The organism is Pseudoalteromonas rubra (genome assembly GCF_005886805.2).
GTDB lineage: Bacteria > Pseudomonadota > Gammaproteobacteria > Enterobacterales > Alteromonadaceae > Pseudoalteromonas > Pseudoalteromonas rubra_D.
Genome location: NZ_CP045429.1, coordinates 2,878,226 through 2,892,671, shown reverse-complemented (window position 1 = coordinate 2,892,671; position 14,446 = coordinate 2,878,226). Strand labels below are relative to the sequence as shown.

15 protein-coding genes are annotated in these 14,446 nt (G+C 48.6%); 7 read left to right on the top strand and 8 right to left on the bottom strand.

Features of this window, described 5'->3' with window-relative positions; translation table 11 throughout:
- Positions 1-101: 101 nt before the first annotated feature.
- Both CWC22_RS12560 and CWC22_RS12555 read right to left on the bottom strand, forming a co-directional pair.
- The gene (locus CWC22_RS12560; RefSeq protein ID WP_138537759.1) at positions 102-1,484 is read right to left on the bottom strand and encodes a sensor histidine kinase; all 1,383 of its coding nucleotides are present in this window, start codon (positions 1,482-1,484) and stop codon (positions 102-104) included.
- Positions 1,477-2,160: a response regulator transcription factor gene (locus CWC22_RS12555; RefSeq protein WP_138537760.1), complete on the bottom strand. Its 684-nt coding sequence runs from the start codon at positions 2,158-2,160 to the stop codon at positions 1,477-1,479. Before CWC22_RS12555 ends, CWC22_RS12560 begins: the two co-directional genes overlap by 8 nt.
- Before the next feature lie 136 nt (positions 2,161-2,296).
- Between CWC22_RS12555 and CWC22_RS12550 the strand changes: the two genes are divergently transcribed.
- Positions 2,297-2,491, top strand: coding sequence for a hypothetical protein (locus tag CWC22_RS12550; RefSeq protein ID WP_138537761.1), 195 nt, complete (start codon positions 2,297-2,299; stop codon positions 2,489-2,491).
- 31 nt (positions 2,492-2,522) lie between these two features.
- Here the strand turns inward: CWC22_RS12550 and CWC22_RS12545 are convergent, their stop codons facing one another.
- The gene (locus CWC22_RS12545) at positions 2,523-3,029 is read right to left on the bottom strand and encodes a lactoylglutathione lyase family protein (RefSeq protein ID WP_125561748.1); all 507 of its coding nucleotides are present in this window, start codon (positions 3,027-3,029) and stop codon (positions 2,523-2,525) included.
- Between the two features lie 93 nt (positions 3,030-3,122).
- Here CWC22_RS12545 and CWC22_RS12540 point away from each other — a divergent pair, with 93 nt between their 5' ends.
- The 3 genes from CWC22_RS12540 to CWC22_RS12530 all read left to right on the top strand — a co-directional run bounded on the left by CWC22_RS12540 (position 3,123) and on the right by CWC22_RS12530 (position 5,155).
- Positions 3,123-3,992, top strand: a complete 870-nt coding sequence (locus tag CWC22_RS12540) for a LysR family transcriptional regulator (protein ID WP_138537762.1) — start codon at positions 3,123-3,125, stop codon at positions 3,990-3,992.
- A 116-nt stretch (positions 3,993-4,108) separates the two neighbouring features.
- Positions 4,109-4,444, top strand: coding sequence for a zinc ribbon domain-containing protein YjdM (locus CWC22_RS12535; RefSeq protein ID WP_010381971.1), 336 nt, complete (start codon positions 4,109-4,111; stop codon positions 4,442-4,444).
- A gap of 219 nt (positions 4,445-4,663) precedes the next feature.
- On the top strand, positions 4,664-5,155 hold the full coding sequence (locus CWC22_RS12530) for a lipocalin family protein (RefSeq protein ID WP_416365172.1): 492 nt from the start codon (positions 4,664-4,666) through the stop codon (positions 5,153-5,155).
- Between the two features lie 11 nt (positions 5,156-5,166).
- On the opposite strand, the gene CWC22_RS12525 is transcribed toward CWC22_RS12530, so the two are convergent.
- From CWC22_RS12525 to CWC22_RS12505, 5 genes are read right to left on the bottom strand one after another with little or no spacing between them, the layout of a single operon-like run.
- Positions 5,167-6,456, bottom strand: coding sequence for a sensor histidine kinase (locus CWC22_RS12525; protein WP_138537764.1), 1,290 nt, complete (start codon positions 6,454-6,456; stop codon positions 5,167-5,169).
- A gap of 2 nt (positions 6,457-6,458) precedes the next feature.
- Positions 6,459-7,865, bottom strand: coding sequence for a sigma-54-dependent transcriptional regulator (locus CWC22_RS12520; protein ID WP_138537765.1), 1,407 nt, complete (start codon positions 7,863-7,865; stop codon positions 6,459-6,461).
- An 18-nt stretch (positions 7,866-7,883) separates the two neighbouring features.
- On the bottom strand, positions 7,884-10,271 hold the full coding sequence (locus tag CWC22_RS12515) for an FtsX-like permease family protein (protein WP_138537766.1): 2,388 nt from the start codon (positions 10,269-10,271) through the stop codon (positions 7,884-7,886).
- Complete coding sequence (locus CWC22_RS12510; RefSeq protein ID WP_138537767.1) at positions 10,268-10,975, bottom strand: ABC transporter ATP-binding protein; 708 nt, start codon at positions 10,973-10,975, stop codon at positions 10,268-10,270. Before CWC22_RS12510 ends, CWC22_RS12515 begins: the two co-directional genes overlap by 4 nt.
- 10 nt (positions 10,976-10,985) lie before the next feature.
- Complete coding sequence (locus tag CWC22_RS12505; protein WP_138537768.1) at positions 10,986-12,233, bottom strand: HlyD family secretion protein; 1,248 nt, start codon at positions 12,231-12,233, stop codon at positions 10,986-10,988.
- Between the two features lie 501 nt (positions 12,234-12,734).
- On the opposite strand from CWC22_RS12505, the gene CWC22_RS12500 reads away from it, so the two are divergent.
- From CWC22_RS12500 to CWC22_RS12490, 3 genes are all read left to right on the top strand, one after another.
- Positions 12,735-13,094, top strand: a complete 360-nt coding sequence (locus CWC22_RS12500) for a hypothetical protein (RefSeq protein ID WP_138537769.1) — start codon at positions 12,735-12,737, stop codon at positions 13,092-13,094.
- Positions 13,095-13,278: 184 nt separating this feature from the next.
- Complete coding sequence (locus CWC22_RS12495) at positions 13,279-13,839, top strand: hypothetical protein (protein ID WP_138537770.1); 561 nt, start codon at positions 13,279-13,281, stop codon at positions 13,837-13,839.
- Between the two features lie 98 nt (positions 13,840-13,937).
- Positions 13,938-14,426: a GNAT family N-acetyltransferase gene (locus tag CWC22_RS12490; RefSeq protein ID WP_138537771.1), complete on the top strand. Its 489-nt coding sequence runs from the start codon at positions 13,938-13,940 to the stop codon at positions 14,424-14,426.
- Positions 14,427-14,446 lie beyond the last annotated feature (20 nt).

Here is a 14,446-nt window from a genome sequence, read left to right as displayed (position 1 = left end):
GTCATACGGCTTGTTTACAAAATTGTATGCTTTTAGGTTTTACGCATTTTGTTACTCCGAGTTCTTATCTCTGATGTGTGATATTTGGGTATGTTGGCAATTTAGTTACTCAGGACTGAGCGTGTCGGTATCTCAATATTAAACACCGCACCGGGTTGGCTTTCGAGCAGACAAAGCTGGGCCTGGTGGACCTCGCAAATAGCGCGCACAATACTCAGCCCGAGGCCATTGCCAGGGCGACCACGGCTGATGTCGGCACGATAGAACTTATCAAACACTTTGGCCTGATCCTTGACCGGGATGCCAGGGCCATCGTCCCCGATCTGCAGCAGGGCACTCTGGGTATGGCTTTGCAGTCTGAGCCATACGTGCGCATTTGGCTGGCTATGTTCCAGTGCATTTTCCAGCAAGTTACAGATCAACTGACCGAGCAGGTCTTTGTCACCGTGGCAATGCACAGCCGGCACAATGGACACCTCAAAATGCCGGCCGCTGTCTTCAAAGACCGGTAAGTAACTTTGTGCCAGCTCATCAATGAGTGCTGATAAGTCAAATGTTTTAAAGCCCTGAATGTGTTTTCCTGACTCAATGGCATTCAGCCGCACCAGATTATTAAAGGTGTTGATAACCTGCGCCAGTTCGTTGCTCGCTTTGTCTATGTGCCCCTCCAGTCTTGTCGGGTCATCGAGATCCTGATACATACTCTGCAAGCGGTTAGAAATGCGGGATAAAGGGGTTTTCAGATCATGGGCGATGCCCACCGACATGGTTTTCAGATTGCCATGCAGACGGGATATTTCATCAAGCATGCGGTTAATTGCAACGCTCAGGGTAATGATGTCTGAATTGGATGTCGTCACTTCGGTACGCTTGGAATCCGGAGAGTGTGCAACCTGGGCCAGTTGTTCTGATAATGCTTGCAGGGTGCGGCTATGCTTAACCTGAAAACAGGTGATTGCCGCCACCATCAAGGGCAGACTTAGCAGGGCAAACCAGTACATCAGTTGTGCATAGAACTCGCTTTTATGGGTGTGCAGCTCGTCCCGCTTTTGCCAGTAATGAATACGCAAGCCACCAGGTAAGTTTACTGTCGCAGTCAAAAGTTCAGCATTGCCTTCCTCGCCAAGCGATACGGTTTGCCAATGGGGAGTGGGCGACGTCATCAGATGAGTATCAGCGCCCAAAAGCAGTTTATCTTGCTCAAACACGGCAATCAGCCAGCCTTCATCAGCCAGATGTGCGTGTGCCTCATGCTCTGGCCAGATAACCTCGTCTTCGAGCTCGAACTCCTGCAACACGTGCTCAAAGCCATGCTCTTCAAGCATACTTTCGATGTCGCCAAGAAACTCACTAAACTCGTGTTGCTGTATTTGTTTATCCTGCCACACCAATAGTTGTGCCAAGAGCCATAACAGCAATAGCATGGAGGCCCAGAGCGCGCCGCTTGAAAGCAAAGCTCGCTTCAAATGATAACGACTAACCATCAGTGGCGCCTGTTAGCAGGTAGCCACTGCCGCGAATGGTTTTGATCATGTCAAACGTAAAAGGCTTATCCAGTTTATTGCGCAATCGGCTGACATGGGTTTGCACTAAGCTGGTTTTGGGATCGAAACTAAAGCCCCAGACCTGCTCCAGTAACATGGTTTTGGTGATTAACTGCTCGGGGTTTTGCATCATATATTCCAGGATCTGATACTCCTTGGGCATCAGCTCAATTTCCTGTCCTGCTCTTAGCACTTTGCGGGATGTGCGGTTGAGTCGCAGCTCGCCGATCACCAGCTCCAGCGTGTCAGCTCTGAGGGGCTGACGTCTGGCTAGGGCTTTTAAACGCGCATACAGCTCGGCAAAAGCAAAGGGCTTAACTAAGTAGTCGTCGGCACCAGCTTCAAGTCCGGCTACCCGATCGGCGGTATCACTCAGTGCGGTAAGCATAATAATTGGGGTGGTGACTTTACTGGCGCGTAAAATTCGCACCGCGTCGAGGCCATCCATATTGGGTAACAGGCGGTCGAAAATGATGACATCAAATGCGTGGGCAGAGGCGCTTAGCATGGCGCGCTCTGCGTTGTCACAATGCTGTACTTGCGCATTGTGTTGGGCAAGCCCGGCGCAGATAAATTCAGCCGTGTCCGGGTCGTCTTCAACTAATAAAATATGCATACAAACCTGAGGTTGTCGTCACTCAATTAAAGCATATCGTATTTTTGCAAGAGATAGGCATACAATTTTGTATTGTGCTTTGTCTGCGTCTGTGTATAAATTTAAGCCCATCTAGTATGAAGATAAGGAAATCCCCATGACAGATAAGCAAGTACAAGTCGGGCCTAACCCGGGCCTGTATATTGGGATTGGTGCAGGTATTGGCACCGCGGTTGGCATAACTGCTGGGGTAGCATTTGATATTCTGGCTTTTTCTATTGCTCCATGTGCCGGAGCCGGCATAGCGCTGGGTGTTGCCCTGTGGGGGGCTAATAAGCAAGCTGGTAAATAAGTAGGGCCGATACGTTCAGCCCTGCCAGATATTACTCCTGATATGCACCGGCACTGTATATCAGTTCGTAACTGTGGCTGTAAATTTCCACGATATTACCGAACGGATCTTCCATATAAATCATGCGATAGGGCTTTTCTCCAGGGTAATAATAGCGAGGTTCTGCCATACGTCGTTTACCCCCTGCGGCCACTATTTTATCTGCAAGGCCTTCAACATCTGGGTCTTGTACACAAAAATGGAAAATACCAGTTTTCCAGTATTCAAAGTTGTTTTCCGGGCTGGTTTGGTTATCAAACTGGAACAGCTCTACGCCAATGCGGTCGCCAGTGGATAGATGTGCTATCCGAAAACGTTTCCAGCCAGGACCAAATACATCACTGCACATTTCACCAATGGCGCTGTCGTCTTCAACGATCTCGGTGGGGGCCATGATCACATACCACCCCATGACCTGAGTGTAAAATTCAACGGCTTTTTCAAGGTCGGGCACTGAGATACCGATATGTGAAAAGGTACGTGGGTAAACCTGGTTCATAAATACGCTCCTGTGTTTGAATAGTGAGCAGGTTACAAACGTCAGGTCATAATGTAAAATTATTAAAAATTATCAAAATAAGTATTTTTTGTAATGATTAATAACAGCTGGCTCCGCACATTTTGTACCCTGGCGGATATAGGGCACTTTACCCGCACGGCTGAGCACTTGCATATGACTCAGTCGGGTGTGAGCCAGCATGTACAAAAGCTAGAGTTGCACTTTGGTGTGGCCTTGTTGCTGCGTGATGGCAAGCAGGTGGTACTGACAGAAGCGGGTAAACGGTTGCGTATTCAGGCATTAAAGATACTGCAAGATTTGTCGGAACTGGAAATCAGCATCGGGGAGGATCCGCCTTTTGAAGGAGAAGTTAAGGTGATGTCGCCGGGGAGCCTCGGGCTCAGGCTCTATCCGCAGTTGTTGACGTTTCAAAGCCGTCATCCCGGGCTTGTCATTGATCACAGGTTTGCACCAAATCAGGCCATTGAAAAGGCCGTAGCCGATGGCAGTGCTGAGTTGGGCTTTACTACTGTCGCGGCTAGGTCAGCGGAGGTAATGAGCGAGGCGATAGCGACGGAACCCTTGTTGCTGGTTACGCCGGCTGAGGTGGCTGAACCGAGCTGGGAGAACTTGCAGTCACTGGGGTTTATTGACCACCCCGATGGCGCACACCATAGTGAATTGTTACTCAGCGCGAACTTTGCACAGTTCCGGCATTGCGCACAGTTTGCCCGCAGAGGGTTTTCTAATCAGATAAGCCTGATCCTTGAACCAGTCAGTCGGGGCATAGGGTTCAGTGTTTTACCTGCTTTTGCGGTTGAGGCCTTTGCCCGGCAAAAACTAATACGGATACATGCGCTGAGCCAACCCGTGAGCGAGACAATTTATCTGTGCACAGCGCGACGTGCAGTCCTGCCTGCCAGAGTACGGACTGTGATGGCGCATGCAAAAAGCAGTTTATAGTACTGACCAGTTTATTTTTGTCTGCACTAAATCAATAAATATTGGCTTAGCACTGGCACATCCGCGTGCGAGCCATTACTATGCAGGCCAAATGAATCAAAATGTAGTAAGTCAGCATGTCTTTACCTCCTTGCCCGAAATGTAATTCTGAATACGTCTATCAGGATCAAAGCAATCTGGTGTGCCCGGAGTGCGCCTATGAATGGAACCCAAATGAAGTCAACGAAGACGATGTAATCACAGTGAAAGATGCCAACGGGGCATTGCTTGCCGACGGTGACAAAGTGACAGTGATCAAAGATTTGAAAATCAAAGGCAGTTCTCAGGTGATCAAAATTGGCACTAAAGCTCTGGTTCGTCGTGTTCTGGATAAAAAAGACCACGAACTGGATTGCAAGGTCGATGGTGTAGGCGAAATGATGGTCACCGCGAAATTTGTGAAAAAGGCCTAAACGGGTAATTTACTCAAGCCACCCAGGGCACTCAGCTTGTTATCCCGTGTTCTAACACGGGATCTTCCAACCAAGACACCACCATCACAGCTAAACTCTGTCTCACTGGCACCTCATGTCGTGAAATGCCCGCAAACCTGTGAACCGACTTCTTTGTTATGTCGTACTACCCAAGATTAACTATACAAGGAGCAGACATTGAAAACAGTCTTAATTATCATGATGACGCTTGTCCTCAGTAGTTGTCTGGGCATGCCACAGGGCGTGCAGCCTGTGGGGAATTTTGAGCTCAATCGCTACCTGGGCAAGTGGTACGAGATTGCCCGCCTGGATCACTCTTTTGAGCGCGGCCTGACCCGGGTGACGGCGCAATATAGTATGCGCGAAGACGGCGGCGTGAAGGTCATTAATCGCGGCTTCAACGCAGCAGAAAATCAGTGGCGCGAAGCTGAAGGTAAAGCGTTTTTTGTCAACCAGGACGATGAAGCCTACCTGAAAGTGTCGTTCTTTGGTCCGTTTTATGGGGCTTATGTTGTGTTTGAGCTCGACCACGATAACTATCAGTATGCGTTTGTGTCTGGTCCGGACACGGAGTACTTATGGCTACTCTCTCGAACCCCACAAGTCGATCAGGCGATCATCGATAAGTTTGTCAGCATGGCGGCTGATCGAGGCTTTGATACCGACGCGCTGATCTTTGTTGAGCAGTGATCTGGTTTTGCTCATGCCAGCTCTAGCGGTAACTGAACTCTGGCTCTGGCACCTGTCTTATCTGTACGATTGACGAGGGTTAATTGGCCATTGTGCTGCTCTACAATGTTTTTACACAGCACCAGACCAATGCCTTTGCCATTTGGTTTGGTTGTGTAAAAGGGCACGAACAAGTTGTCTTGGTTAGTGAGTCCCTGACCTTCATCCAGAATATCTATAAACGCGTATTGTGCTGTGTTGCTAACGATAATATCAACCATCCCGGTTTCATCGCTGGCCTCCAGCGCGTTAGTGATCAGGTTAACCAATACCTGTTCCAGCAGGCTGACATCCACATGCAGTGCAAAGGTCTGCTCAATTGAACAGCGGACCCGGGTGTCATATAAAACCTGTATGGGGCTGAGCAGGGCGTCAATACTTACCGTTTCTGTATGCAGCTGGTGTTGCCGGGCAACGCTGGCGTAGCGATTGACGAATGACATCAGCCCGTCACTGCGCTGTACTATTACTGCCAGCGCCTGTTCAAAATTAGCTTGCGTATCGGCGCCGGCTTGTAACATTTGCAGTGTCTGTGCCAGTGATTTGATGGGAGATAGTGAGTTGTGGATCTCATGGCTCAGAATGCGGATCATTTTTTGCCAGGCGTCGCGCTGCGCCTGACTGACCACAGACTGGACATCGGTCAGGATCAATAAATGAGCGTGGCTGTCGTCAATGGGGATCTGGCTTTGCCGGATCTGCCATTGCTGAGCCAGCGACGGGTGACTGAATTGCCACTGCCCGTTAGTTTGTATCAGGCTGAAATGAGCGGCCTTGAGTCGTTTTTGCGTTTGCCAAGGTTTGCCGGTCCAGTTTGAAAAAGCGTCGTTGGCATGAACCAGCGTGTTGCTTTCATCAAACACCACAATGGGACTGGGCAGCTGCTCAATGAGCCTGAACAATAAGATTGCCTGATGATCCCGTGCAGATTTATACGCTTGTAAATGATCACATAGTTGGCTGGTTTCGGTTTGCAGCTGGGCCAGAATGCCGCTTTTGTCGGTAGTGTAAAAGCGTTGACCATAGTCTTCCAGCCGCATGGCTTCAATGGTCGTCGTCAGATGGTAAAAAGGCTGAATAAGGCGCACTTTGATATGTTGTAGCAGCAGCGCAGCCGGGCACAATCCCAGGACCCAAAGTGTAATGACACCCAGCCAGCCACTGCCCAGACTGAGCAGTAACCCGGTACTGAGCGAGGCCAGTAGCAGCCACACTAACATGCAAAATAGGGCTGCGGATCGTTCGTAACTCAGCGCCATCATATTTACGAGTGCCGGGTCTTAATGTTGAATTTATCCATGCGCCGATACAACGCACTTTTACTGATCCCCAGCAGGAGTGAGGCGTCTTCAACGTTGTCCTGACATTGAGCCAATGCCATTCGGATGAGTTTTTGCTCTGCCTGCTCCAGAGTTACCAACTCTGACACCGGATTGTTGAGCTCGGTTTTGACGGCTTTTATTTGCAACTGACGGGCAGTGATCTCGGACTCGTCGCACATCAATACGGCGCGCTCCATGATATGACTTAGCTCCCGTACATTTCCCGGCCAGTGATAGGCTTGCAAGGTGTTGCATGCACAATCAGACAAAATTAATTCAGGCAAGCCGTAGGTTTGCGCATGGTGCGAGATAAAGTGTTTTGCCAGCGGAATGATTTCATCACTGCGCTGGCGCAGAGGTGGCACAGTCAGCTCTATGGTGTTGAGCCTGAAATACAGATCCTGGCGAAATCTCTCTTGTGCTTGAAGCGCCTCTAAATCTGCATTGGTGGCGCTGATCAGGCGACAATCGGCGTGAAGGGTGTGATCTGCGCCCACAGGCTCGTATTCGCCATTTTCCAGTACCCGTAATAACTTAGCTTGTTGTGATTCGCTCAGCGTGGCAATTTCATCTAAAAACAGGGTGCCGCCAGTGGCCTGAGTAAAACGGCCTTCGCGGTCCTGCCTAGCATCGGTAAAGGCCCCTTTAACATGACCAAATAGTTCGCTTTCGAACAAGGGATCGGGGATAGCTGCCATATTTACGCTGATCAGTGTACCTGTCCGGGCGCTCTGCTGGTGGAGGTACTGAGCAATCTGGGATTTACCTGTGCCGTTCTCACCGCGCAATAAAATATTGGCCCCGGTTGGCGCAACCCGGTCAAGTTGCTTTTTGAGTGTTTGCATCTGCGGACTGAGCCACTCTAGTGTCTTGCCAGTGGTTTTTTGAGCGATAAGAGTTGCGCTTTGCCGAGCCTGGGCCATTTGTCTCAGCCCCAGATGTTTTTTGATCATCATCAGTACGGCGTGGTTGTCCCAGGGCTTGGCAAAAAAATCCACAGCGCCACGCTGCATGGCTTCGACAGCCAGGGTCACACTCGACCAGGCGGTCATAGCAATAAACGCTGGGCTGGATGGGGTTGCTTTGGCATGCTTAGATAAAAACTGCAGGCCCTCCTGACCCGACGTGGTATCCAGTTCATAGTTCATATCGAGCAACACCAGGTCGACAGATTGCTGTGCAAGCGTGTCTGCCGCAGCACTCAGCGAGCTGCATTGGAGAGTGTTAAAGCCGCTGTTTTTCAGCAGCATGTGAAGACTCAGGCGAATATCTGCCTTGTCATCTACGATAAGTAGGGTGCCTTGCATGGTATAACTGGCAGGCGCTTTGAAGCGCCTGCATTTCCTCATTGACTGTTGTTCGATTTGTTATTCATTTCTCAATGCCCGGATAGGGTCCTGACGGATCACCTTTTGTACTGGCAGATAACTGGCAACTAGTGCGACCAGTAGCATCACCGGAATGCTGCTGATGATGGCCAGCCAGTTCACATCGACTGGTCCGTCGCCGATACGAGACCACACCAGATAACCCAGGCTTGCAAATAGCAGGCTGACTGCCAGGCCGGTAAAAATTGGCACAAAACTCTGTTTTATGATCATAGCGGCCAGTTTATGTGTGTGTGCCCCCAGAGACAAATGAATGCCCAACTCGTAACGACGCATTTGCACGCTATAGGTAAGTACACCGTAAATGCCTGCGCCAGCCAGGCTAAGCGTCAGTGCTAATAACGCCACGGTCAGCATGGCCTGAAGCCAGGTTTGTCTGAGTCGCTGACTGAGCATATCATCCACTTTCCTGAAAACCGAGAAGTTTAAGGTCGGATGAATATCTCTCAGTACCTCACCAAATTGCACTTTTGATAAAGGCCCGCTGGCTTTGATAATAAACGCATTGCTGCCTTCGGTGAGCGGTACATAGTAGCGCTCCAATTCATACCCTAGCGGGCCGGTGGGTACGTAAACGTCGCCTACGACACCGACAACTTGTCTTGGAGTTTCCTGGTCGATGTATAGCGTTTGCCCAAGCGGGTTATTTGTGTCATACAGGCGTTTGGCCAGTGACTCCGAGATGATAATTTCGTTGTTATCCTCTCCAGAGGCTGCAATAGGGGTAAAGCTGCGCCCTTGCCTGACAGGCAAAGATAAAGTAGCGAAAGCATCCTGATCTAAAAATGCCAAACTGGTTATGCCCAATAGCGCAATTTGTTCGTCATATAGGTAGTTTTTCCAGCTCATGGCTAATGGAGAGGCTGCACTGGCTGCCACAGAATCGACATTTGCTTGTGCACTCAGGGTACTTTTCACCTGTCGGGTTAGTTCAAATGGGTCAATCTCAGTGGCACTGCTATCAACACGCACATAGTAGAGGTGTTCAGTATTGAACCCGGTTGGGTGGGTCATTTTATGATAGGCGGGCAGGAGCTTATTGGCCGCCAGAAACAGCAATAAACTGGCAAACATCACTTGTAGTGCCACCAGGATATGACGAGTGCGGGTAGAGATTTGCGCACCTGTGCCTTTGCCGCTGGCATGCAGGGCGCCTGTCAGGGCGTGGTAGTTAACTTGACTGCTGGTGATGGCGGCAATGAGCAGAGTGATAAGCAGCGCCAGGGTAATTGCAACTACAATAGTGGGCGCATCGAGCGACAATGCCTGCATACGAGTGAATAGATAGCTCAAGTCGTCGGCCAACAGGACATTCAGCCACTGCGCGCCCAGTAAGCCGAGCACGGTTGCGGCGCCAATCAATAAAGCACCTTCACAAAACATACTGATGAAAATATGGCGTGGCTTAGCTCCTAGTGCAGCCTGAATTGCCATAGTACGTTGCTTTTGTGCGCCTCGTGATAAAAACAGGTTGGTGACATTGGTCAGCGCAATCAAAACCAGCACTGCCGCGGAAAACAACAAACTCAATGCCAGGTTATCGCTCTCGGCGATGATTCTGGTGCGCAATGGGGTGAAGCGTGCCCCGATGGCGGTATCGGGGGCAACGTTCTCCTGAGATTGATACAGGGTATTGATCTGCTCACCCAGTGAGTGATTGGCTTGCGCTGTGTTCACACCCGGCTTAAAGCGAGCGATCCCATTAAACTGGCTGCTGATGCTGTTCCAGTTATTAGTGGTGCTAAGTGCTTCTGGGAAGCTGCTGAATCCAGTGATCTCAGAGCTGCGAAAAATCTCTGGTACTTCAAAGTTCTCGGCAACGACTCCCACAATTTGATAAGCCACCCGGTTCAGCTGGGTAAAGGTGCCAATTACGGCGGGATCTGCATTGAAGTCTTCCAGCCAGGCCTGATAACTGAGTACCAGCACTTTTTGTTCATCGCTGATCCCTTCATTGCTGTTCAATGCGCGGCCCAAATGCATGGGCACGCCGAGTAACGAGAAAAATTCAGGGGAAACACGCAGCACATCCACTGTGGGTCGTCCATCGACATCCATCAGACGAGGTGAGGTGTGATGCAGCATGGCCATTTCATCAATAAACTGTTGATCCTGGTAGAGCAGCACTTGAGTTGGCAACATCTGAAAGCCGTATTGTGTCTCGCCGTTGATGGTTTCGCTCTGATCGGTAACCCATAAGGTATCGGCATTGGGGTAGGGTAAGGGCTTGGTCAGCAACCGGTGGTTGATGTTGATCACTACACACAGCGCCGCCAGGGTCAGCGCTAGTGTAAAAATCACGGTGAAGCTAAAGCCGGGCAGCTTTTTCAGGTTAGACGCTGCCAGTTTAAGTTCTGCTTTGATCATCCTGCCATCTCCAGCTTCACCTCATCTACCATAACGCCATCAAGTAGGAACAGTTTGCGACTGGCCATATCGGCATACCTCAGGTCGTGTGTGACCATGCACATGGTGGTGCCTTGTGCGTTTAAGTCGTGCAGCATCTGCATGACGGCATCACCGTTTTTGGAATCCAGGTTACCGGTGGGCTCATCAATCAGCAGAATATCTGGCTGATTGACCAACGCCCGTGCGATGGCAATGCGCTGCTGCTGACCACCCGACAGTTGATTGGGCTGATGGTTTATCCTATGTGTCATCTGCACCAGCTCCAGACAATGCATCACTCGCTCTTTGAGCTGAGTGCCATTCAGAGGATGCGCACTGTACTTAACTGGCAGCGCCAGGTTGTCGAATACATTCAGTTCATCTATCAGATTGAACGACTGAAAGACGAAGCCAATGTGCTTGTTTCTTAATGTTGCGCGTTGATTGACACTGAGTTGGCTGGCGTCGTTTCCGGCGATCTGATAACGGCCGCCAGTAGGCGTGTCTAACAGGCCCAGAATATTGAGTAGGGTAGATTTGCCGCAACCGGATGGGCCAGAGATAGAAACATATTCACCCTCGTTGATACTCAGGTTCACGCCACGTAAGGCTTGTGTTTCCATACCACTGAGCAGGAAGTGTTTGGTGATATCTGTGAGTTTAATAACGCATTTGTTGTTCATTGTTGTTTCCTTATTTACTCAGGTACACGACCGGCTCATCCTGATAGGATGCCATATCCGACAGAATAAAGCGCTGCTCTGGTTGTGCGCCGGATAGCAGCTGAATATGCTGTGCGGTTTGGGCGCCATAGTGTACCTCAATGGCGTGTGCTTGATGGGTATTCGCGTCGATACGGTATAACCTGGCGTGGCTAAAGGCTTTGGCACCGACAGGCTTGTCGATAAACAGCGCGTCGTTGAGTGTGTTGATATGTATAGTGCCTTCAATATTGAGTTCGGGCCGGGCGCTGTCGGGTAAAGCTTTGGGCAGTGCTACTTCAAGCTCAATATTGCCATTTTGCACCACAGGGTTTATACGCGAGACAGTGCCTGTGATTAGATCTGAGCGGGTGTTCACCTGAACCGATTGCGTCAGTGCTACTTGCTCCGCATATGCCTGTGGAATTTGCAATCGGGCATATAAATCGCGGGTGCTGCCAACCAACGCCAGTTGCGCGCCCATGGGCACACTTTGCCCCAGTTCGACATATACCTGCTGCACCACACCTGTGATCCCCGCCCGTACAGTGAGGCGGTCAACTCTGTGCTGGATCAGCTGATAAGCCTCTTCGGCAGCTTCGATATCTGAGTTGGCCAGCTGTAAGTTAGCTGTATGCAAGGTTTCAAGTTGACTGATACGACGTTGTTCAATGTCAATCCTGCGGGTTAACTGGCGATGTTCCAGAACTGTACGCTGATAATCCAGTTTGGATACTGCACCATCCTCAACCAGACCTGCCTGAGCAGACACCTCTAACTCAGCACGTTCTAAGTCAGATTTTAAGATCTCCAGATCTGCCTGATGCGACAGCATTTCACGCTGCTGATTAATGTTTGATTGCAAATATTGATCTTTTGCCTGTTGCAGCGTGCGTTTTGCATCTTTTAGTGCCTGAGTCAGGTTGGCATCCTTAAGTCGCATGATCACACTGTCGGGCGTAACCTCAATACCCGGGCGCAGTACGATTTCCTCTATCGTGGCTTCACTGGCAGCACTGATCAAACGCGGCGTGCGCGATTTAAGCTGACCAAACCCGGCCACTGAAATGACTAAATCTCCCTGTCTGACCTCACCAATCCAGGCATCCTCTGTCGGCAAGGATGCCTGCGCGCTGGGCTGGGCGAGCAGCCAGCCCGCCACGGCAACGAACAAGGTAATCCCGCCTAGCCACAGCCAGTTCACTTGGGTGTTCTTTTTTTGTTCGACTTGTATGTCCATACTCAATCCTCTAAGGGTACTTGATAGTAGACATTACAAGTCACATGCCATTTTTTAAGTGTTTGTATTTGTTGGGCTTGGCTGTTTTTTGAGTATGTATACTCGGCTTTATTTGTGGAAGTGAAATTGCGATTTTTGGAAATGGGAGGACGATCTAAGTTGAGTTTGTCAGGTTCCTGTAGCTCGCGCTAAGGTGAATGAATAGCCAAAAACACGTTCCTTGTCTTCCTGGATGCCTCAGTACATATCAAAAAACATATATGCAGATTCACAGGCAAAAATTAATGAGCCATTATATCAGTCTTACATGTACGTTTTATCCAAGCGCTCAGGTCTCGCCAATATCAAGGCTCGCTTTTTTCAGGCTACACCAGGCTTGCAGGTTTAGGTTCAGGGTGGTAGGTTGTTCCTATTATGTTAATTTAGTTGTGGAGGCGGGAAAAACCTGAGAGCAGGCTTTAACCGGCATTCTCACAAATATACTGGTAGCGGTCTTTGGTTATGAGCAGAATAATAGCTATCTTTACATTCCTACTGAACTTTCCGGCAAGTGCTGATACATGGCTTCAGTTTGGTGAAGAACTCGAATGTCCTGATGCGCTAAAACTTAAGGGTGATAATTATAAGATTTATAATGATTGCTACGGTTTCGATCCAAAAGAGCCCATCATCGAAAGTGGAAATATTGAGTTCGATAACGACTATTTCTACTTCTTTAATCGTAAGGTTAATCAGCCATCTTTCTTACAACATGGCGCTCAAAGTCAGAAGTTAAAGATTCTATTAAGAAATAAATATGAACTTAATCTTCAAAAGGAGACAAGAGTATTCATATTTAAACGTATTAAGTTGCCAAACTAAATTGTTAACAAGGAAATTCAAAAACGCCGGTAAAAACGGGTCGATTGGATTTTCAACACTCCAGTTGCTTTGTGTTGTCGCTTTGAACCAAATTAACACAAAGCAACCTACGTATTGGCTGCTCTATTATGGCGTTATATTTCACATCAAAATTCGGTACATATAAGGAAGTGGTACACAGACAATGAGGTACTTTAAAACCCCAGAATTTCTTTTCGAAGTATTTGGTGAAAAACAATCACTTTTAGAGGTTTGTTGTACGATTGTATTTGCCTTGTTCGGAAGTTGGATTGTTTATTCAGTTGCAGATACAAGCTTAGATAATTGGAAATCAATCATAGCTTTTCTATTAATCTTTGATGTGTTGGCGGGCTGCATTGCTAATTTTAGCTATGGCACGAATGAATTTTATTCTCGGCGGCCCAAAAGTCGCCTTATTTTTATCGCCATTCACGTTCATATTTTAGCTATTGCATGGTTGCTTTCTGAACCCATGGGTAGTGCAATCATGATTTGGGGCTACACTATCGTGTCAGCATTTATAGTCAATGCGCTAAAGGGGAAGTCAATTCAGTCTTTTGTTGCCGCTAATTTTATGTGCTATGGCATCTTTTTATTGATTTACTTGTCACTGCCACTTTGGTTTTTGATGGTGAGTATTTTTTTCATGGTAAAGGTACTGTTTAGCTTTGCTGTTGACCACTTTGGAAAGCACGCGAATTGCTCAGTACAAAGAGAAATATAACCAGCGCATTAAGTAGTGGGGCTGCTAACGCTTGGCTCCGTTTCGTTGCACAAGTATAGCCAAGTAGTATCATCCTTTGACGCTGTCATACAAAACAAATGAAAATTCAAAAAATCGAAGAAAAGAATTGGATCGGGATCTTAGAAATTCAAGATAGTGCCTATCATGAAGTTGGCTTAGAAGAACTAGAGGTACTCAAATCTAAGCAATCTGCTTCGCCGGACACTTGCTTTGTCTGCGTGTCAGATCGAGATGATGTGTTAGGCTATTTGTTGGCACATCCATGGAGCGGGAAAGAGCCTCCCAAGCTGTTTGAGCCTTTGCCAGACCTTGTAAATAGCGACTCCTTGTTTCTCCATGATATGGCAGTTGGTCCACACTTCAAGGGCCAAGGAATAGGCCGTTCAATGATGGAATTGCTAATAAAAGTGTGTGTAAGTAAAGGGGTTAAGCGAATCACTCTTGTTGCCGTTCAAGGCGCTGGTCGCTTTTGGTCATTACTGGGCTTCGAAGAAATCTCAGGAGCAAATCTGTATCCAGGTTATGGAAAAAATGCAGTCTTAATGGAGAAGGTTTTAGCAGCATAGTAAGGTGCTGCATCTAATCG

Bases quoted from the DNA above. Each gene is read 5' to 3' on its own strand.
- CWC22_RS12540 (WP_138537762.1), top strand. From the start codon at position 3,123: ATGATTAATAACAGCTGGCTCCGCACATTTTGTACCCTGGCGGATATA.
- CWC22_RS12490 (WP_138537771.1), top strand. From the start codon at position 13,938: ATGAAAATTCAAAAAATCGAAGAAAAGAATTGGATCGGGATCTTAGAA.
- CWC22_RS12550 (WP_138537761.1), top strand. From the start codon at position 2,297: ATGACAGATAAGCAAGTACAAGTCGGGCCTAACCCGGGCCTGTATATT.
- CWC22_RS12545 (WP_125561748.1), bottom strand. From the start codon at position 3,029: ATGAACCAGGTTTACCCACGTACCTTTTCACATATCGGTATCTCAGTG.
- CWC22_RS12505 (WP_138537768.1), bottom strand. From the start codon at position 12,233: ATGGACATACAAGTCGAACAAAAAAAGAACACCCAAGTGAACTGGCTG.
- CWC22_RS12530 (WP_416365172.1), top strand. From the start codon at position 4,664: ATGATGACGCTTGTCCTCAGTAGTTGTCTGGGCATGCCACAGGGCGTG.
- CWC22_RS12520 (WP_138537765.1), bottom strand. From the start codon at position 7,865: ATGAGGAAATGCAGGCGCTTCAAAGCGCCTGCCAGTTATACCATGCAA.
- CWC22_RS12500 (WP_138537769.1), top strand. From the start codon at position 12,735: ATGAGCAGAATAATAGCTATCTTTACATTCCTACTGAACTTTCCGGCA.
- CWC22_RS12525 (WP_138537764.1), bottom strand. From the start codon at position 6,456: ATGATGGCGCTGAGTTACGAACGATCCGCAGCCCTATTTTGCATGTTA.
- CWC22_RS12510 (WP_138537767.1), bottom strand. From the start codon at position 10,975: ATGAACAACAAATGCGTTATTAAACTCACAGATATCACCAAACACTTC.
- CWC22_RS12535 (WP_010381971.1), top strand. From the start codon at position 4,109: ATGTCTTTACCTCCTTGCCCGAAATGTAATTCTGAATACGTCTATCAG.
- CWC22_RS12555 (WP_138537760.1), bottom strand. From the start codon at position 2,160: ATGCATATTTTATTAGTTGAAGACGACCCGGACACGGCTGAATTTATC.
- CWC22_RS12515 (WP_138537766.1), bottom strand. From the start codon at position 10,271: ATGATCAAAGCAGAACTTAAACTGGCAGCGTCTAACCTGAAAAAGCTG.
- CWC22_RS12495 (WP_138537770.1), top strand. From the start codon at position 13,279: ATGAGGTACTTTAAAACCCCAGAATTTCTTTTCGAAGTATTTGGTGAA.
- CWC22_RS12560 (WP_138537759.1), bottom strand. From the start codon at position 1,484: ATGGTTAGTCGTTATCATTTGAAGCGAGCTTTGCTTTCAAGCGGCGCG.